Below are 17,748 nucleotides of genomic sequence, written 5' to 3'. Positions count from 1 at the left end.
GGAATTGACGATGGGCCCTCGCAAGTATGAGTTGCGAGGGCCCATCTGGATGACCGGATCACGGTGACGCTTCCAGTCGATGCACTCCTCGACTCCGATCCCCGCAGTTTCGTCACCCGACCGCGGCGGCGAGTCTCCTCGCCGGGTGGATCCTCGTCTCCGAGCCATCCCGCTCTCCCCGGAGGGATTGCGTGAGAGAAGTTCTATGCCTCGGATCACATCGCGCGCAAGGGGTTTCGCGAACTATTTCGAGGAATTCTGTCGATACCGGGTGTTCTCCACAGACTTGCCTCCCTCGTCCACAGGGCCTGCGCGCAGCCGCCGCGACCGGTGGAGAACTCTGTGGATTCAGGACCCGTCGACCCCGTCATGGTCAGGCTCGGGGACCCAGACCGCACGACGGAGGTCGACCGCACCGGAGGGTCGCAGCGGCGTTCCCTCCTCGAGGTAGGCCTGGCGCGCGACGTCGTGGTGGGAGGCGGGCAGGGTCCCGTCGGAGCGGATCACCCGCCACCACGGCACCGGGCCGCCGTACTGCGCCATCACCGCGCCCACCTGGCGCGGTCCACCGCGACCGACCGCCTCGGCGATCAGTCCGTAGGTGCTCACCCGCCCGCGGGGAATCTGCTCGACCAGGGACAGGACGCGCTCGACGTACTCCTCGCGCTCCACGCCGGAACCGTAAGGCCGGCGGCGACCGGGGCGCTATAGAAGGCCGAGCAGACCGCCGCCGCCGCTGGGTGGCGTGAACGGGCGCCCGGTCGCGAGTCGCAGCCCGGCCATCCCGTGGCTACGGGCGAACCGGACCTCCTGGTACAGCGAGCCGACCCCGTTGGAACCGGTGTTGGGGAAGATGTCCAGTGTCGACAGCACCCCGATGGCTCCGCCCCGGCGATCCAGGAAGCCGCTGCCCGAGTCACCGGGCACGCCCGGGGAGCCGGTGCGCACCGTCATCGTCCAGGTCGACCGGCTCTGCACGGTGCCCGACTTGGCCTGGGTGCTGCCGCGCAGCGACGAGCTGCCCAGGCTGTAGACCGGTGCGCCGACCGCCGGGAACTGGCGCGCGAGCCGGACCGGACCGCCCATGCCGGGGACCGACGGACTGACCCGGCTGAGGTACTTGCGGTCCACCCGCACGAGTGCGAGGTCGTTGTAGCCGCACGCCCCGGCCGCCCGGGTGTGCGCCCGGTGCATCGCGATCCACGAGCTGTAGGCGAGCCGGCCGGTGCCGACCTGGGTCCCTCCACTCAGCAGGTTCGCGCCGGTGACGAACTGGACCCTCGTGCCCAGCGGGTACGACGGCGTGGTGCATCCGTTGGTGTCGCTGTCCGATCCCTTGCCGGCACAGTGCGCGGCCATCCCGACGTACACGCGCTTCGGGTGGCCCTTCTGCCGGTAGACGAAGTTCGCGGTGCACTGTGCGCCGGCGATGATCATCTGCACGCCCGGTTGGATCGGCCGGCCGGCGGCCGACGCGCTCGGCATCGGCGCGACCAGGACCAGCAACGGAGCGAGCACGGCGAGCGCGAGCAGGGCGGTACGACGGAGGGTCACGTCGTGTCCAACGCACCAGCCCACTCGCGGGCTACGCCCCCCGCGTACTCAGTACGACGGCTGCGAGGGATCGATCTGGTTGACCCAGGCCACCACGCCACCGCCGACGTGCACGGCGTCGTCGTACCCGGCGCCCTTGACGACCGCGAGGGCCTCGGCCGAGCGCACCCCGGACTTGCAGTGCAGCACGACCTGGGTGCCGGAGTCGACCGCCGGGAGCTGGGCGAGCGCGTTGCCGTTGAGGAACTCGCCCTTGGGGATCAGCACCGAGCCGGGGATCCGGTTGATCTCGAACTCGTTCGGCTCCCTGACGTCGACGAGCACGAAGTCACGCGCACCCTCCTCGCGCTCCTTGAGCATGTGCTCGAGGGTCACGACCGAGATCGTCGAGTCGGCTGCCGCGTCGGCCGCCTCCTCGCTGACCGCACCGCAGAACGAGTCGTAGTCGATCAGGCCGGTGACGGTCGGGTGCTCGCCGCAGAGCGCGCAGTTCGGGTCCTTGCGGACCTTGAGCTTGCGGTACTCCATCTCCAGGGCGTCGTAGATCATCAGCTTGCCGACCAGCGGGTCGCCGATGCCGGTGAGCAGCTTGATGGCCTCGTTGACCTGGATCGAGCCGATGGACGCGCACAGCACGCCCAGCACCCCGCCCTCGGCACAGCTGGGCACCATCCCCGGCGGCGGCGGCTCGGGGTAGAGGCACCGGTAGCAGGGCGCGTCGGCGCTGCTGCCGTCCTCGTTGGTCAGCGTCGGCCAGAACACGCTGGCCTGGCCGTCGAAGCGGTAGATCGAGCCCCAGATGTAGGGCTTCTTCAAGAAGAAGGCGGCGTCGTTGACCATGTAGCGGGTCGCGAAGTTGTCGGTGCCGTCGACGATCAGGTCGTAGGGCTCGAAGATCTCGAGCACGTTGTCGTTGTCGAGCCGCTCCTCGTGCAGGATCACCTCGACCAGCGGGTTGATCTCGGCGACCGACTCCTTGGCCGAGACCGCCTTCGCCTTCCCGATGTCGGACTGGCCGTGGATCACCTGGCGCTGCAGGTTGGACTCGTCGACCTCGTCGAAGTCGATCACGCCGAGGGTGCCGACGCCGGCCGCGGCCAGGTAGAGCAGCGCGGGGCTGCCGAGTCCGCCGGCGCCGATCACCAGGACCTTCGCGTTCTTGAGGCGCTTCTGCCCGGCCATGCCGACGTCGGGGATGATCAGGTGGCGGCTGTAGCGACGTACCTCGTCGACGGTCAGCTCTTCGGCGGGCTCGACCAGCGGTGGCAGGGACACGACTCTCCTCGGGCAGATCTTCGGGCGGACTTCTCCGATGGCTCTCGTCAGGCACAACCATCGGACCGCTCTCCATGTTCCCCGGCGGGTTCCTCCGGCGGGCGCGCGTCCCGGCATCCGGTACGGCGTACCCCCGAGTAGGCTCCGCCCCGTGACGACGCAGCTGCCCACGGACGGGTCCGAGAAGCCGCGGGGCGGCCGGCTGCCCCGGCGCGCGCGGCGCACCCAGCTCCTCGGCGCCGCCCTGGAGGTCTTCGTGGCCCAGGGCTACCACGCGACCGCGATGGACGACATCGCCGAGCGCGCAGGCGTCTCGAAGCCGGTGCTCTACCAGCACTTCCCAGGCAAGCTCGAGCTCTACCTCGCGCTGCTGGAGCAGTCCTGCGAGCAGGTGATCGTCAGCATGGCGAAGGCTCTGGAGTCCACCGACGACAACAAGCAGCGGGTGGCCGCCACGGTGACCTCGTTCTACGAGTACGTCGCCCGCGAGGAGGGCGCCTTCCGCCTGGTCTTCGAGTCCGACCTCACCAACGAGCCCGCGGTCCGGGAGCGGGTCGACCGGGTGACCACCGAGTGCGCCGCGCTGATCACCCCGCTGATCCACGACGACACCGGGCTCCCCGAGGAGCACTCCCAGCTGCTGGCGGTCTCGCTCGTGGGAATGGCTCAGGTGAGCGCTCGGTTCTGGCTGGACGAGCGGCTGCACGAGCAGGCCGGCATCGACCAGCGCCAGGCCGCCGCGCTGGTGGCGGGGCTGGCTTGGCGCGGCATCGGCGGCTACCCGATCAGCGACTGACCCGCATCCCACCCAACGACTCACAGGAGGTCCTCCGATGGAGGTCAAGATCGGCGTCCAGAACGCCAACCGCGAGCTCACGATCGACACCACGCTCGACGCCGACGAGGTCCAGGACGCGGTCTCGAAGGCGATCGCCGACGGCACCGTCCTCGCGCTCGCCGACGCCAAGGGACGCCGGATCGTGGTGCCCGCCGAGAAGCTCGCCTATGTCGACATCACCACCTCGGTGGCGGGCCAGGTCGGCTTCCGCTCCTGACCGGGCCGGAGCAGTCCGACACGCGAGGATCGCGCGGCGAGGTTTGCCGGGCGGCCCGACGGGCCATCATGGTGGCCGGCGGGCAGCAGGTTCGGCTGTTGCCCACGAAACGGTTCGGAAAGGAAGCGTCATGGGACTCGTTCTCTGGACGATCATCGGCGGCGTGATCATCGGCTTGCTCGGAAAGCTCGTCGCCCCGGGCGGGAGGGACAACATTCCGCTCTGGTTGACCGTCATCTGCGGAATCCTGGGCATCCTGATCGGCAACTACATCTACAAGGCGATCTGGGGCTACGGAGGCACCAGCGGCATCGACTGGTGGCGACACATCTGGCAGGTCGTCGTCGCGGCGATCCTGGTGGTGATCGCTGCCGGTGTCACCGGCCGCACGAAGCACGCCTGAGCAACGCCACACGTCCCATCCGCGCGCCCCGCACGCCATCGCGCGTGCGGGGCGCGCGGCGTCAGGAGGCGAGACCGAGCTCGGCCATCCGCTGGGTGTGGTTCTCGGTGAGCCTGCTGAACATCCGGGTCATCGCGGCCAGGTCGAGGCCGGGGCGGTCGGTTCCGCCGGCCAGCAACGCAGCGAGCGAGTCCCGCTCGGCGGCCACCCGCTGCCCCTGGGAGAGGGCCTCTCCCATCAGCCGACGACCCCACAACGCCAACCGACCGGCCACCCGGTGGTCGTCGGCGATCGCCTGCTTGACCCGGTCGACGACGAAGTCGGCCTGGCCCGCGTCCTGCAGCGAGTCCATGATCAGCTCCCGGGTGCCGGCATCCACGAATGCGGCGATCTCACGGTAGAAGTCGGCGGCCAGGCCGTCCCCGACGTACGCCTTGACCAGGCCCTCGAGCCAGTCGCTCGGCGCGGTCTTGGCGTGGAAGGCGTCGAACGGCTCCACGAAGGGCGCCATCGCGTCGACGGGGTCGGAGCCGAGTTGGGTGATCCGGTCCATCAGCGGCTGGACGTGGCCGAACTGGGCGGTCGCCATGCTGTCCAGGGCGAGCTTGTCGGTCAGCCGCGGCGACAGCTTGGCGTCGTCGACCAGCCTCTCGAAGGCGGACAGCTCGCCGTACGCGATCACGCCCATCAGGTCCACGACAGCGGCCCGGTAGGCGGGGTCGGAGAAGGCGATCGGCTCGCTCGGTTCGCTCATGGGGGCAGGGTACCGATACCATGGCCATCAGATTGACTCTGTCGCCCGGGCCCTGATCCCAGTGAGGGCGACATGACGGGACGGTGTGGACGCCCCAGATGACAAGGGCCCACCACATCCGAAATCCCAAGAGAACAGGCAAGATCCTGACCACATTCCGAGAGCTCGGGGTGCTCCCCGAGATCGCCGACGCGCTCGAGCGCGTGGGCATCGTGACCCCGTTCGCCATCCAGGAGATGACCCTCTCCGTCGCTCTGATGGGCACCGACTTGATCGGACAGGCCCGCACCGGCACCGGCAAGACGCTGGCCTTCGGCATCCCCGTGATCCAGCGCAGCGTCGCCCCGCACGACCCCGACTACGAAGAGCTCGTCGCTCCCGGCAAGCCGCAGGCACTGATCGTGGCGCCGACCCGCGAGCTCGCGATCCAGGTCTCCGGCGACCTCACGGTGGCCAGCGCCGACCGCGGCATGCGGGTGCTCACCGTGTACGGCGGCGTCCCCTACGAGCCGCAGCTCGACGCGCTGGAGACCGGCGTCGACATCGTCGTGGGCACACCCGGCCGGCTGATCGACCTGATGAACCGGCGCGCGCTGGACATCTCCCACGTCAAGAGCCTGGTGCTGGACGAGGCCGACGAGATGCTCGACCTCGGCTTCCTGCCCGACGTCGAGAAGCTGCTCGCCAAGACGCCCGAGACCCGGCAGACGATGCTGTTCTCGGCCACCATGCCGGCGGCGATCGTGGCCCTGGCACGCACCCACATGCGCCACCCGATGAACATCCGCGCGGAGTCGTCGTACGAGAACGCGACGGTGCCGGCCACCGCGCAGTTCATCTACCAGGCCCACGACCTGGACAAGCCGGAGATGCTGGGCCGGCTGCTGCAGGCCGAGGGCGCGGACCTGATGATCGTCTTCACCCGCACCAAACGGCAGGCGCAGCGCATCGCCGACGACCTCACCGAGCGTGGCTTCAAGACGAGCCCGCTGCACGGCGACATGGCCCAGGGCGCCCGTGAGAAGGCGCTGACCCGGTTCCGCGAGGGCAAGCTCCAGGTGCTGGTCGCCACCGACGTGGCCGCCCGCGGCATCGACGTGAGCGGCGTGACCCACGTGGTCAACTACACCTGCCCCGAGGACGAGAAGACCTATGTCCACCGGATCGGTCGCACCGGCCGCGCGGGCGCGACCGGGATCGCGATCACGTTCGTGGACTGGGCCGACCTGCACCGCTGGAAGATGATCAACAAGGCGCTCGACCTGCCGTTCGACGACCCGGCCGAGACCTACTCCAGCTCCGAGCACTTCCTGCACGACCAGGGCATCGCGCCGGGCATCAAGGGACGCATCGTCCCCGAGGGCTCGATCAAGGTCGAGCGCGCCGAGCCCGCTGGCCGCGGTCGTGGTGGGCCGAGCGGCGGCCGCTCCGGCGGCGGTCGGTCCGGCGGCCGATCGGGTGGCCGCCCGGAGGGCCGCTCCGGCGGTCAGAGCCGTGGTCAGTCCGGAGCAGGCTCATCGGCGGCGGCGCAGGCGACGGGGGACAAGTCGAGCGGGCCCTCCTCGGATCGCCCCGCACGCAGTCGCAGCCGTCGTCGTACCCGTGGTGGCAGGCCCGCCAGCTCCACCGAGAGCTGACCGCGGGGTTCTCGGGCACGCCGCGATGTGCGTGGCCTGGCCGCGCGTCAGGCGGTCACGACGACCTTGGTCCCGACCGGGGCGAACCGCCACAGCCTGATCGCGTCCGGCAGCCACTGCCGGATGCAGCCGTGGGAGGCCGGCCTGCCCAGCTCGGCCCGGGTCTGCAGCGGCTGACCGTGCTTGGTCGGGATGCTGTGGAAGCCGATCGCGGCGTGCTTGCCGTGCGCGAACCGGACGAAGTACTGCATCACGCCGGAGTCGTCGACCCCGACGGCCCAGCGTGACCGGGAGTAGACCGCGTAGCTGCCCGGGTGCAGGTTGTCGGTGAGGCTGCCGGAGACGAGGTACGTCGACGCGACGTCGTCACCGTGGCCGACCAGCCAGACCCGCTGGTCGGAGATGTCGAAGACGATCCGGCGGCCATGACCGGAGTTCGTCGGAAGGGCGGTCGACGCCCTGCTGATGCCCGACGTGCCGGCAGCGCGCCTGTCCACCGGCTGGGCGCCCGCGGCAAGTGAGCGGACCGTGGCCTGCTGGCTCGTCGCCGGGAGGTGCGTCTCGGCGGCGGCCGGCTGCCGATGCTGCAGCGGGATCACCCCGATGCCGGCCAGCAGGGCGACCAGGGTGATCGCGAATGCCGCACCGGCGAAACCCATCCGGCGGTAGTTCGGGCGGAGCTGCGCACGCCCTTCGGCACGATGCTGGCCAGTGGGGCGCGGCATGGTCAGGACCGTGCCGTCGAGAACGTGGTCAGGTTGCGCGCGACCTCACGGTAGGCCTGGGCGCCCTTGCTGGTGCGTGAGGTGGCCAAGATCGACCGGCCCGCCGCCGGTGCCTCGGCGAACCGGATCGACTTGGGGATGGGCGGGCCGATGACGGCCAGGCCGTAGGTCTCCGAGATGTTGTCGAGCACTGCTCGGGCGTGATTGGTGCGGCCGTCGTACAAGGTGGGCAGCACGCCCCAGACCTCGAGGTGCGGGTTGGTGAACCGGCGTACGTCGTGGACGGTGTCCAGGAGCTGGCCGACGCCACGGTGGGACAGCGTCTCGCACTGCAGCGGCACGAGCACGCCGTTCGCGGCCGTCAGGGCAGCGACGGTGAGCACCCCCAGCGACGGCGGGCAGTCGAGCAGCACCCAGTCGTAGTGGTCCAGGTCGGCGACGACGGTGCGGATCACGAACTCACGGCCGGTGCGGGTGAGCAGGTCGGCCTCGGCGCGAGCCAGCTCGATGGTGGCCGGCAGCAGGTCGACGCCGTCCTCGGTCTCGATGATCACCTCGGTGGCGTCCAGCCCCTTGGTGAGCACGTGGTGCACCGAGGCGTCGAGGTCCTCCGGGTCGATGCCCAGGCTGAAGGTCAGGCACGCCTGCGGGTCCAGGTCAACGAGGAGGACCCGGTGGCCGAGCTCGGCAAGGGCCGCGCCGAGCGATGCGACCGAGGTCGTCTTGGCCACGCCGCCCTTCTGGTTGGCGACCGCGAGCACTGTGGTGGTGGACATCGTGTCCATCATGCCGCAGTTCCTTCCCGGCGCCATGCAGTGACCGGCATGCTGTGTCCATGTCTGACCCTTCTGCCGCCCCAGCGGGCTCGCCGGGCACCGCCCTGGTCACCGGCCCGACCTCCGGCCTCGGCCACGAGTTCGCCCGCCAGCTCGCCGCCCGGGGCCACGATCTCGTCCTGGTCGCCCGCAACGAGGCCCGTCTGGCCGAGGTCGCTGCCGAGCTGCGGGAGGTGTACGGCGTCGCCGTCGAGGTGCTGCCCGCCGACCTGGTCGACCGGGAGTCACTGGCCACGGTGGAGCGGCGGCTCGCGGACCGGTCGCGCCCGGTGGAGATCCTGGTCAACAACGCGGGCTTCGGACTGAAGGACAACTTCCTCGACAACACGATCGAGCAGGAGCAGGCCCATCTCGACGTACTCGTCGTGGCGCCGATGCGGCTCGCCCACGCGGCTCTCGGCGCGATGGTGGAGCGTGGGCACGGCAAGCTGCTCAACGTCTCCTCGGTCTCTGCGTTCCTGCCCCGGGGCACCTACTCCGCCGCGAAGGCGTGGGTGAACAGGTTCAGCGAGTGGGCACATCACGAGTACGGGCCCCGCGGCGTCACGGTCACGGCCCTGTGCCCGGGCTTCGTGCGCACCGAGTTCCACCAGCGCCTCGGCAGCGACACCGACAGCGCCCCGTCGTTCCTCTGGCTCGACGCCGACTACGTGGTCACCCAGGCGCTCGCCGACCTCGACGCCGGGAAGGTCCTGTCCATCCCCAGCGTGCGCTACAAGACGATCACCACCACCGCCCGGCTCGTCCCCGGCGGCCTCCTGCAGCGGCTGCAGTCCCTGGGCCGCAAGTAGGTCGAGGCGGCGCAAATTTGCAGCAAGTTCCCGTCGAGGCGGCGCAAACTTGCACGACCCATTGCAAAGTTGGGCCGCCTCGGCCCCGATCCACTGCACACTTGCGCCGCCTCGGCCCCGATCCACTGCACACTTGCGCCGTCTCGGCCCCGATCCACTGCACACTTGCGCCGCCTCGGCCCCCGATCAGCCCTGACCGAGGACGAAGGCGCGTACGGCGTCGGCGACCATCTGGACGGCGATCGCAGAGAGCAGCAGGCCGGCGATCCGGGTGATCAGCAGCACGCCGCCCTCGCGGATCAGCCGGAGGATGGGCAGCGAGAAGCGCATCGCCAGCCACAGCGCGACGTGCACGAGTACGACGCCGAGCGCGACCGCCGCGAAGGCTCCCCAGTGGTGCACCTGCTTGGAGAACACCATCGTGGCGACGATCGCGCCGGGGCCGGCGAGCAGGGGCGTGCCCAACGGCACCAGCGCGACGTTCGTCTCGCCGGTGACCACGGGGGCCTCCTCCTTGCCGGTCAGCAGCTCGAGGGCGACCAGCAGGAGCAGCAGGCCGCCGGCGCACTGCAGCGCCGGCAGCGAGATGTGCAGGTACTCCAGGATCTGCTGGCCGAAGAACGCGAACGCCACGATCACCCCGAAGGAGACCGCCACCGCCTGCCACGCCGCCCGGCGGATCATCGCCCCGGAGCGACCGCTGGTCAGCGACAGGAAGATCGGGATCGTCCCGACCGGGTCCATGATCACGAAGAGGGTCACGAAGACCTCGATCAGCAGGGTCAGGCTCACCGCGCGGCCTCGACGATCACGTGCACGCGGACATTGTGCCCGCTCACCACTCCGGCCGCGGCCCCCCGAACGGCATCTCGAGCGCCTCGGGCCCGAAGCCGGTGATGTCGGCCAGCAGCCACTCGTCGTGCAGCAGCAGAGCGGCGGATGCGGGCCGCAGCACCAGCCAGAGCCAGCGCCCCTCGGCCTCGCCGGCGAAGACCGACCTGGTCAGCAGGTCATCCTCCGCGTCGGGGTCCTCCTCGATGTCGACCGACCACAGCGGCACCGAGCGTCCTCCGGCCCGCACACGTACGGCGGGTGGCCCGACGCCCACCTGCTCGCCGGGATCGAGGTGCTGGGACCCGGCACAGCGCGCGCCGAGACCGACGCCGGGGTCCTCGGACACCACGGTGACCTCGACCGGGCCGTCGAGGTCGCTGGTCCCGACCGTGGTCGTCACGGTCGCCGTAGCCGGACCGTCCGGGTGTCCGACGCAGCCGAAGTCCGCGATCGTCCAGCCCGGGCTCATCGGCCAGGGCAGGTAGGTGGGGACCTCCGCGGATCGGCCGATCAGCTCTGCGAAGGCGTCGTACGCCGCAGCCCGCGGGCGCCACAGCGGCACGATCCGACCGTGCCGGCCGCAAGCGAACCCCCCGTCGCCCTCCTTGACCGGCAACGGGCACCGCGGACACGAGGCCTCCAGCGCCACACCCGCGAGGCTAGTGCGTGCCGGCGCCGACGGGAACCGCTGGCGGACCGAAGCGTCCCGCCAGGCCTCCGGAGCGGCTCGCTCTCAGCCGTTCCACCGACTGACCGCCGGCTCGCCGTGCTCGTAGCCCAGCGAGGACAGCGTGCCGGTCCCGAGGACCAGCAGACGACCCTCCTGTGGCGGCAGGCCGAGCCAGCGTGCGGCCAGCACCCGCAGGGCGTGGCCGTGCCCGAAGGCCAGCACGCGACCGCCGTCCTCCCGCGCCCGGGCCACGACCCGGTCGAGCCGGGCACCGACCTCGTCCGCGGTCTCGCCTCCGGGGCAGGGCCGGCGCCAGACCGTCCAGTCCGGCACCTGCTCCCTGATCTGTGCGGTGGTGAGGCCCTCGTAGTCGCCGTAGCGCCACTCGGCGAGGTCCTCGTCCACGACCGCGTCCGGGAAGCCGGCCAGCCGGGCGGTGGTGCGGGCCCGCAGCCGAGGGCTGGTCAGCACCAGGTCGAAGGCCACCTCGGCCAGCCTCGGAGCCACTGCGCGGGCCTCCGCCTCGCCGTCGGGCGTCAGCGGCAGATCGGTGACCGAGGTGTGCCGGCCGGCGGCGCTCCACTCGGTCGCCCCGTGCCGCACCACCCAGAGCTCACCCTGTCCGCCGTCGGCCATGGAGCCACCCTGTCACGACGCGCGCGTCCCATGTCAGCACGACCTGGGACAATTCGGGAGGCGCAAAACGTAGGATTCGCCCGTGACACATCCTCAGGCCCCCGACACGGAGGCGTCGGATCCGGAGCTGACCACCGAGGTCCCGGCCTCCCCGGAGGAGACCTCCGCCGGCGACGGTGCGCCGTTGCGGGACTCCGACCAGCCGTTCCGGCGCCGGCCCGGCCGGATCCGCTGGGCCTTCACCGCACTCTGCGCCCTGGTGCTGAGCCTCTTCTGCGCTTGGGCCGCCAACCTCGTCCTGGACTACTCGATGTGGCGCGGCGTGCCGCACCAGGGCGGCTGGCAGCCGATCCTGCATCCGGCAGGGCTCTGGCCCAGCCTGCTGATCACCTGGATCGTGGTGGTGCTCATCTTCGCCCTCATCGGCCGGCTGTGGCTGTCGATGGGCGTCCTCGGGGTGATCTCGGTCTTCCTGGCCGTGGTCAACTACACCAAGATCGAGCAGCGCAACGAGCCCCTCCTCCCCACTGACACCAGCTACCTCAACCAGCCCGGGTTCATCGCCTCCTTCGTGCCCAAGATGGACCTGATCGGTGGGGCGGTCGGCGTGGTCCTCGCGATCGCGGCGGCGGCCGGCGTGGGCTGGCTGGCCGCGAAGCTCTTCCCGCCGCTCTGGCGCGGTCTTTCCAGAAGGCAGCTCTGGATCGCCCGCGGGGTCCGCGTCGTGGTGGTCGTGCTCTGTCTGCTGCTGCTGCACACTGCCTCCAACTTCAACGTCTCGGGCAACAGCTGGCGCAAGATGTACGACGCGACCGGCCTGCGCTGGCGCGACTGGGACTCGGTCCGCAACTACCAGAAGAACGGCTTCGTCTCCGGGCTGCTGTTCAACATGCACGTCACCGCGATGAACCCCCCGCCCGGGTACTCCGAGGCGACCATCCGGCAGATCGACCAGAAGTACACCGCCCTCGCCGCGAAGATGAACAAGGGCCGCACCGGGAGCCTCGACAACGTCAACGTCGTCGACATCTTGTCCGAGAGCCTGAGCCAGCCCGAGTGGCTCAAGGGCGTCAAGCTGCCGGAGAACCCGTTGCCCAACATCACCAAGACGATGGCGCAGACCGTCTCGGGCAAGACGCTCGCCTGGGGGTACGGCGGCGGCACCGCCAACATGGAGTTCGAGGTCCTCACCGGCCAGTCGATGGCGCAGTTCAACCCGCAGCTGGAGACGCCGTACGAGCAGCTGATCACGCACTACAAGAGCTACCCGTCGATCGTGCAGTGGCTGACCCAGCGCAACCACGTGCCGATCGCGATCCACCCCTACACCACACAGATGTACAAGCGGGTCGAGGTCTTCAAGCGCTTCGGGTTCTCCCAGTTCATCGACAAGGACACGATCAAGGAGAAGCGACGGGCCGAGCACGGGCGCTACATCGACGACCAGTCGGCGTTCGACCAGATCCTCGACGAGATCGACGACCACACCAAGCCGGTCTACCTGCACGTCATCACGATGCAGAACCACACGCCGTACCAGAACCAGTACTCGGACCCGATCATCCCGGTCAGCGGCGTCCCGAAGTCACTGGACAAGTACTACGGGCAGTACCTGCGTGGCATCAACATCACCGACGCCGCGTTCAAGCGCTTCACCGACCAGCTCTCGGCGCAGACCGACAAGCCGACGGTGGTGATCATGTACGGCGACCACCTGCCTCCGCAGGTCTACCCCGGCAACTTCATCCGCCGCGAGGGTCTGCGCACGGCCCACGAGACGCCGTTCCTGATCTGGTCGAACGTCAAGAGGTTCAAGCACACCACCCTGCCGACCACCAGCCCGACGCACTTCTACCCGATGCTGTTCAACGCGATGAACGCCCCGATTCCGGCGTACTACGCCCTGCTGGATGCGGTTCAGAAGCAGGTGCCGGCGATGGATGCCGGGATGAAGATCAACGCGACCGACCAGCTGACCTCGGCCAAGGACCTGGACCCGGCCGCCAAGGCCGTGCTCAAGGACTACCGGTTGATCCAGTACGACCTGAGCGTCGGACACCGCTGGTCGGAGTCGACGATGTTCGGCAACCCGCCCCGGTGACCGCTGGAGCGGCGCGGCTCAGAACGTGCCGGTGAACCGGGCCGGGATGCGCTCGGCCGGACGCTGCTCCATCGCCTTGACCTGACCTCCCTTGGGCGCTCGATGGGCGCCCGGGCGCTGGTCGTCGGCGATGACCAGCCGGTCCAGCGCACGCCCCCTGGGTGGCACGAACTCGGGTGTGCGCGCCGGGTCGATGCCGGACGAGACCTTCTCCAGCAGCCCGACCAGCTCGTCACCACCGCGTCGCCAGCTGGTCACCTGGGATCGGCCGTCGAGCTCCACCATCTTGCGGCGGTGCTCGCCGGCGGCGTGCAGCAGGTCGCGGTCGGCGAACTTGAGGTGGAACATGAACACGGCCGGATCCACGCGGTAGTCGGCGCGGATCCCGTGCGACGCCGCCACCCAGGCGGATCCGGAGAGGTTGATGCTCGGCTTGCACATGGTCGGCACGAACACGGCGTAGTGCCGCTGCGTCAACACCGGTGCGGTCAGGTCGAGCGCGGGCTCGACGCCGAGGTGCTGGACCACGTTGAAGCCGAGGGTGCCGACCGCCTCGGCACCCCGGGCCGCGTGCGCGGCCACCACGTCGCGCAGCCCGGCGTACTGCGCCGGGTCGGGGACCAGGAACTCGTCGGCGTCGCAGAACACCACCGCGTCGTACAGTCCGAGCAAACCGTCTGCGAGGCCGCTGACCGCCCGCATCCGGGAGCTTTCGAACTTCCCCTCCCGGACCGGCGGCACCCGCAGCACGTTGCACGGCAGGTCGTCGGTCGAGCCGTCCTCGGAGCTGTCGTCGACGATGTAGAGGTTGTCCTCACCGACCTGGTCGGCGTAGTGCGAGAGCCACAGCGGCAGCACCGTGCCCTCGTCACGCACCATGGTGACCACGGCCACCCGGGTGTCGTCCGCGTCGACCGGAGCCTCACGGCCGGCACGGCGCGAGAAGCGGCTCATTGCCTGCGCGCCTTGCGACGTGCCCGCTTGAGGCGACGTCGCTGCCGCGCGGCCCGGACCCGGCTGTCCTCGGCCCACAGCTCGATCACCGCGGCCAACCCGTCCAGGGCCGCGTCGAGCTGCTCCTGGGTGGTCACCTTGTCGGTGTGCACGCCGGGGACGGGCTGGGGCTCGAGCTCGGCCAGGTCACCGACCACCCGCAGGTCGAGCGCGGCGAGCCCGGCGAGCTCGGAGCGCGCCTTCTTGAGCACCCAGCGCTCGTCGAGGCCGACGGGCGCTCCGCGCTCCGGACGCCGGCCGATGCCGTTCTTGGCCAGTGAGCGCTTGACGAACCGGTCGTAGTCGGCCGAGTCCAGGCCGCGCTCCTGGAGTCGTTCGTTGAGCGCCCGCATCACCATCGCCGACGGTGCGTCGAGCGCCGGGTTGCCGGGGGCCTCGAGGTCGCAGAGGCCCTCGGGGACGCCCGCGACCGAGCAGAACCGCTCCCACAGCAGCGTCGGGGGTGCTCCGCGGGGCGGCACGGTGATCAGCGTGAAGTGGTCGCGCCCGAACACCGAGGACCAGCGCTTGGCGATCGCGGGGATGCGCTGCTGGCGCCAGAACGCCCGCCCCTCGGCGGTCAGTGCCTCACTGCGTACGCCGCGCAGGTACGCCGGCCAGGTCGCTGTGCCCCTGTTCTGCACGGACTCGGTCCACATCGACGGAATGGTCCTGGCCAGGTCGCGTGCGGTCAGGACCACCTGGAGGTCGGCGTCGCCGAAGGACTCCTTGACCATCTCGATCTTCGGCCGCGACCGCGGCCCGAGGAACTCCATCGAGATGATCGCGGTGCCCGGCCAGTCGCGCACCTGCGCCGCCATCGCGTGCCATGGGCCGTCCTCGGCGAGCTCGTCGTGCTCGATCAGGTCGTGCACGGCCACCACCTGGTCGCGCCAGCGCTTGCCCGGGAACAGGATGCCGTGCTCGGCGAGCCGGTCCTTGTTGGCGAGCAGCACCTGCTGGATGAAACTGGTGCCGGACTTCATCGCTCCGACGTGCAGGACGACTCGGGTGGCCACGTCCGAACCCCTGTCCGGTCAGCCGGCCGCGCCGTCGGGCCCCGGCCAGTTCTTGTCCGGCTGCGGGACCGGGCGTCCGGGCTGCTCACCGCCACGGGCCTCGAGGTAGTTGTCCTTGGGCACCATCACCTTGCGGCGGAAGATGCACACAACCTTCCCGTCCTGGTTGTAGCCGATCGTCTCGACGTGCACGACGCCCCGGTCGTCCTTGGACTTGCTCTCCCACTTGTCGAGCACGGTGGTCTCGCCGTACAGCGTGTCGCCATGGAAGGTGGGGGCCACGTGCCGCAGCGACTCGATCTCGAGGTTGGCGATCGCCTTGCCGCTGATGTCGGGGACGCTCATCCCGAGCAGGATCGAGTACACGTAGTTGCCGACCACGACGTTCTTGCCGAACTGGGTGGTCTCCTCGGCGTAGTTCGTGTCGAGGTGCAGCGGGTGGTGGTTCATCGTGAGCAGACAGAACATGTGGTCGTCGAACTCGGTGACCGTCTTGCCCGGCCAGTGCTTGTAGGTCGCACCGACCTCGAACTCCTCGTAGCTGCGTCCGAACTGCACGGCTGCTCTCCACTCGTCATGGTCGACCGGCGGTCGCCGGGATCAGGCCCTATGCTGCCGAAGTCCGCCCGTGCGCACGACCCCGGGGTGGGTGGCGTTGCTCACCCGCCACCACGAAAGAGGGGTGGCGGGTATCGGTCCGGGTCGGGCAGGTGGTTGAATCCTCCCACCGTGGTCCAGCAGCGTGCCATGGCGGGCGGCGCGCTGGTGTAGGGAAGCCCCGGCGCGCACGAGCCGATAGCGAGACCCGATGGACAACGACTTCCTTGAAGACTTCGCGCAGATGGCGCTGGATCTGCATGGCGAGGAGAGCGTGCACGAGACCGTCGACCGCGTGCTCCAGTACGCGCTCAAGGCGGTGCACTGCGGGTACGCCGGCGTGGTCTTCGTGCACAACGGCCAGCGGATCGAGACCGCTGCCGCCACCGACTCGCTGGTGGCCGATCTGGAGGCCATCCAGGTCGAGTGCGGGGAGGGTCCGGATATCGACGTGCTCGCTGACCGCTACAGCGTGATCGTGGGCGACACCCGGACCGAGACCCGGTGGCCGCGGTGGGCCCATGCCGTGTCCCAGGCTGGGATCCGCAGCCTGCTGAGCGTGCGGATGTACACCAGCTCCTCGACGGTCGGCACGCTCAACCTGTACGACGAGCAGCCGAACCGCTTCGACGTGGCCGACCAGGAGGTGGCCCATGTGCTGGCCCGGCATGCCGCGGTGGCGCTGGCGAGCGCCCGCGAGGAGGAGCACCTGTGGCAGGCGATCGACTCGCGCAAGCGGATCGGTCAGGCCCAGGGGATCCTGATGGAGCGCTACAACATCGACGAGGAGCGGGCCTTCGCCGTCCTGATGCGCTACTCCCAGAGCCGGAACATGAAACTGCGGGCGGTCGCCGAGAAGCTGGTCAGCACCCGCGACCTGCCGCACTGACAACGCCGAGGCGCGAGCTCAGGAGCCGCCGCCACCGGCCTTGCGACGGTGCATCTTCGGCGCGCCCCCGCTCTGTTCGGAGCCGTGCACCTTCTCCCGGGAGCGGGCGTCGGAGTCGTCGGGGTGCTCGGTGCCGTGCTTGCGCTCCAGCGCCTCGCGCATCTTCGCCTTGAGGTCCTCGTTGTCGGTCATGGTGCGGTCCTCCCGGTGGTCCTGGCGCTGACCCGACCACCCTCGCATCCCGCGCGGCGTGCGTCGAGTGCATAGATTGTCCCCGTGAGGCACCTTCGCGACGTCCCGGTCGGAGCCCGCCCCGTCCTCCCGGCCCTGGCCGCCGTGCTGATGCTGGTCTCGGGCTGCGGTAGCGGACACCCCGCAGCGAGCAGCGGTCCGGGCTCGGCCGCGCCGTCGGCCTCCCACCCCACGCCGAGCCCCAGCTCGACCGCGACGCCGCCGACGGCGCCCCCAGCCAAGGGCGCGCAGGTCACCGGCACCGGCTATCGTCTCCGGCTCCCCAAGGGCTGGCGCGACGTGACGTCGAAGCTCAAGACCGACACCGGGATCGACCGGGCTGCCGGCGCGGTGCAGTCCGTGCACGGCTTCCGCAGCAACTTCAACGTCGTGGTGACCGACGGCTCGCTCACCATGGCGCAGCTGCCGACGGTGACGGCCAACATCCGGCAGCGGATGCTGTCCACCGCGCCGAAGTACGCCGTACTCCCGCAGACCCGGATCGCGGGCTCGCCCGCCGGACACCTCGCCGGCCTCCGCTCCGAGGTCAACAAGCCCTACTGGATCGACCAGTACGTCGTGCTCGGACCCGACCACTGCTACATCATCAGCTTCTCCTTCTCACCGAAGGTCCCAACCCACCAGCGCCAGCACACCATCGACTCGGTGCTGACCAGCTGGTCCTGGAGCCACTGAGCCGTTGGGCTGATATGTGGGCCCTGTCTGTCAAGAGGGCAGGGTGAGGCGC

21 protein-coding genes are annotated in these 17,748 nt (G+C 70.0%); 8 read left to right on the top strand and 13 right to left on the bottom strand.

All coding sequences use genetic code 11. From position 1 onward, the window contains the following. Window positions 1–348: 348 nt before the first annotated feature. Genes Q9R13_RS17145 through moeZ form a run of 3 tightly spaced genes read right to left on the bottom strand, consistent with a single transcriptional unit; the run spans window position 349 to window position 2,829 of the window. Window positions 349–672: an MGMT family protein gene (locus Q9R13_RS17145; protein WP_310962388.1), complete on the bottom strand. Its 324-nt coding sequence runs from the start codon at window positions 670–672 to the stop codon at window positions 349–351. A gap of 33 nt (window positions 673–705) precedes the next feature. Continuing rightward, window positions 706–1,554: a trypsin-like peptidase domain-containing protein gene (locus Q9R13_RS17140; RefSeq protein ID WP_310962387.1), complete on the bottom strand. Its 849-nt coding sequence runs from the start codon at window positions 1,552–1,554 to the stop codon at window positions 706–708. Window positions 1,555–1,602: 48 nt separating this feature from the next. Beyond that, a complete protein-coding gene (moeZ, locus tag Q9R13_RS17135) occupies window positions 1,603–2,829 on the bottom strand; it encodes an adenylyltransferase/sulfurtransferase MoeZ (protein ID WP_310962386.1) in 1,227 nt (408 codons plus the stop codon). Between the two features lie 151 nt (window positions 2,830–2,980). On the opposite strand from moeZ, the gene Q9R13_RS17130 reads away from it, so the two are divergent. The 3 genes from Q9R13_RS17130 (at window position 2,981) to Q9R13_RS17120 (ending at window position 4,287) form a co-directional block, all read left to right on the top strand. Continuing rightward, window positions 2,981–3,625 carry a TetR/AcrR family transcriptional regulator gene (locus Q9R13_RS17130; RefSeq protein ID WP_310962385.1) on the top strand — a complete coding sequence of 215 codons (645 nt, stop codon included), beginning with the start codon at window positions 2,981–2,983 and terminating at the stop codon, window positions 3,623–3,625. A 37-nt stretch (window positions 3,626–3,662) separates the two neighbouring features. Then, complete coding sequence (locus tag Q9R13_RS17125) at window positions 3,663–3,884, top strand: DUF3107 domain-containing protein (RefSeq protein WP_310962384.1); 222 nt, start codon at window positions 3,663–3,665, stop codon at window positions 3,882–3,884. Window positions 3,885–4,014: 130 nt separating this feature from the next. Continuing rightward, window positions 4,015–4,287, top strand: coding sequence for a GlsB/YeaQ/YmgE family stress response membrane protein (locus Q9R13_RS17120; RefSeq protein WP_310962383.1), 273 nt, complete (start codon window positions 4,015–4,017; stop codon window positions 4,285–4,287). 61 nt (window positions 4,288–4,348) lie between these two features. Here Q9R13_RS17120 and Q9R13_RS17115 read toward each other — a convergent pair whose 3' ends face one another. Beyond that, entirely contained in the window at window positions 4,349–5,041 is a 693-nt protein-coding gene (locus Q9R13_RS17115) for a ferritin-like fold-containing protein (RefSeq protein WP_310962382.1), read from the bottom strand. 98 nt (window positions 5,042–5,139) lie between these two features. On the opposite strand from Q9R13_RS17115, the gene Q9R13_RS17110 reads away from it, so the two are divergent. After that, entirely contained in the window at window positions 5,140–6,678 is a 1,539-nt protein-coding gene (locus tag Q9R13_RS17110) for a DEAD/DEAH box helicase (protein ID WP_310962381.1), read from the top strand. Window positions 6,679–6,725: 47 nt separating this feature from the next. Here Q9R13_RS17110 and Q9R13_RS17105 read toward each other — a convergent pair whose 3' ends face one another. Then, window positions 6,726–7,403 carry a L,D-transpeptidase gene (locus tag Q9R13_RS17105; RefSeq protein WP_310962380.1) on the bottom strand — a complete coding sequence of 226 codons (678 nt, stop codon included), beginning with the start codon at window positions 7,401–7,403 and terminating at the stop codon, window positions 6,726–6,728. 2 nt (window positions 7,404–7,405) lie between these two features. Beyond that, on the bottom strand, window positions 7,406–8,179 hold the full coding sequence (locus Q9R13_RS17100; RefSeq protein WP_310962379.1) for a ParA family protein: 774 nt from the start codon (window positions 8,177–8,179) through the stop codon (window positions 7,406–7,408). A gap of 59 nt (window positions 8,180–8,238) precedes the next feature. On the opposite strand from Q9R13_RS17100, the gene Q9R13_RS17095 reads away from it, so the two are divergent. Continuing rightward, window positions 8,239–9,030 (top strand): SDR family NAD(P)-dependent oxidoreductase, encoded by a 792-nt coding sequence (locus Q9R13_RS17095; RefSeq protein WP_310962378.1) that lies wholly within the window; start codon window positions 8,239–8,241, stop codon window positions 9,028–9,030. Window positions 9,031–9,216: 186 nt separating this feature from the next. Here the strand turns inward: Q9R13_RS17095 and Q9R13_RS17090 are convergent, their stop codons facing one another. The 3 genes from Q9R13_RS17090 to Q9R13_RS17080 all read right to left on the bottom strand — a co-directional run bounded on the left by Q9R13_RS17090 (window position 9,217) and on the right by Q9R13_RS17080 (window position 11,170). Further along, on the bottom strand, window positions 9,217–9,822 hold the full coding sequence (locus tag Q9R13_RS17090; protein WP_310962377.1) for a MarC family protein: 606 nt from the start codon (window positions 9,820–9,822) through the stop codon (window positions 9,217–9,219). A gap of 43 nt (window positions 9,823–9,865) precedes the next feature. Further along, window positions 9,866–10,513, bottom strand: coding sequence for a DUF6758 family protein (locus Q9R13_RS17085; protein WP_310962376.1), 648 nt, complete (start codon window positions 10,511–10,513; stop codon window positions 9,866–9,868). 84 nt (window positions 10,514–10,597) lie between these two features. Further along, window positions 10,598–11,170, bottom strand: coding sequence for a histidine phosphatase family protein (locus tag Q9R13_RS17080; RefSeq protein ID WP_310962375.1), 573 nt, complete (start codon window positions 11,168–11,170; stop codon window positions 10,598–10,600). 82 nt (window positions 11,171–11,252) lie between these two features. Here Q9R13_RS17080 and Q9R13_RS17075 point away from each other — a divergent pair, with 82 nt between their 5' ends. Next, entirely contained in the window at window positions 11,253–13,271 is a 2,019-nt protein-coding gene (locus Q9R13_RS17075) for an LTA synthase family protein (RefSeq protein ID WP_310962374.1), read from the top strand. 18 nt (window positions 13,272–13,289) lie between these two features. On the opposite strand, the gene Q9R13_RS17070 is transcribed toward Q9R13_RS17075, so the two are convergent. Genes Q9R13_RS17070 through Q9R13_RS17060 form a run of 3 tightly spaced genes read right to left on the bottom strand, consistent with a single transcriptional unit; the run spans window position 13,290 to window position 15,841 of the window. Continuing rightward, complete coding sequence (locus Q9R13_RS17070) at window positions 13,290–14,225, bottom strand: glycosyltransferase family 2 protein (protein WP_310962373.1); 936 nt, start codon at window positions 14,223–14,225, stop codon at window positions 13,290–13,292. Next, on the bottom strand, window positions 14,222–15,283 hold the full coding sequence (locus tag Q9R13_RS17065) for a hypothetical protein (protein WP_310962372.1): 1,062 nt from the start codon (window positions 15,281–15,283) through the stop codon (window positions 14,222–14,224). Before Q9R13_RS17065 ends, Q9R13_RS17070 begins: the two co-directional genes overlap by 4 nt. An 18-nt stretch (window positions 15,284–15,301) precedes the next feature. Beyond that, the gene (locus tag Q9R13_RS17060; protein WP_310962371.1) at window positions 15,302–15,841 is read right to left on the bottom strand and encodes a MaoC family dehydratase; all 540 of its coding nucleotides are present in this window, start codon (window positions 15,839–15,841) and stop codon (window positions 15,302–15,304) included. Between the two features lie 250 nt (window positions 15,842–16,091). Here Q9R13_RS17060 and Q9R13_RS17055 point away from each other — a divergent pair, with 250 nt between their 5' ends. Continuing rightward, window positions 16,092–16,769, top strand: a complete 678-nt coding sequence (locus Q9R13_RS17055; RefSeq protein WP_310962370.1) for a GAF and ANTAR domain-containing protein — start codon at window positions 16,092–16,094, stop codon at window positions 16,767–16,769. Between the two features lie 18 nt (window positions 16,770–16,787). Here Q9R13_RS17055 and Q9R13_RS17050 read toward each other — a convergent pair whose 3' ends face one another. Beyond that, window positions 16,788–16,961, bottom strand: a complete 174-nt coding sequence (locus tag Q9R13_RS17050; protein WP_310962369.1) for a DUF5302 domain-containing protein — start codon at window positions 16,959–16,961, stop codon at window positions 16,788–16,790. An 84-nt stretch (window positions 16,962–17,045) separates the two neighbouring features. On the opposite strand from Q9R13_RS17050, the gene Q9R13_RS17045 reads away from it, so the two are divergent. After that, entirely contained in the window at window positions 17,046–17,696 is a 651-nt protein-coding gene (locus Q9R13_RS17045; protein ID WP_310962368.1) for a hypothetical protein, read from the top strand. Window positions 17,697–17,748: the final 52 nt, after the last annotated feature.

This window comes from Nocardioides marmorisolisilvae (assembly GCF_031656915.1).
Taxonomy (GTDB): domain Bacteria; phylum Actinomycetota; class Actinomycetes; order Propionibacteriales; family Nocardioidaceae; genus Marmoricola; species Marmoricola terrisoli.
This window is presented reverse-complemented; position numbering and strand designations above follow the sequence as displayed.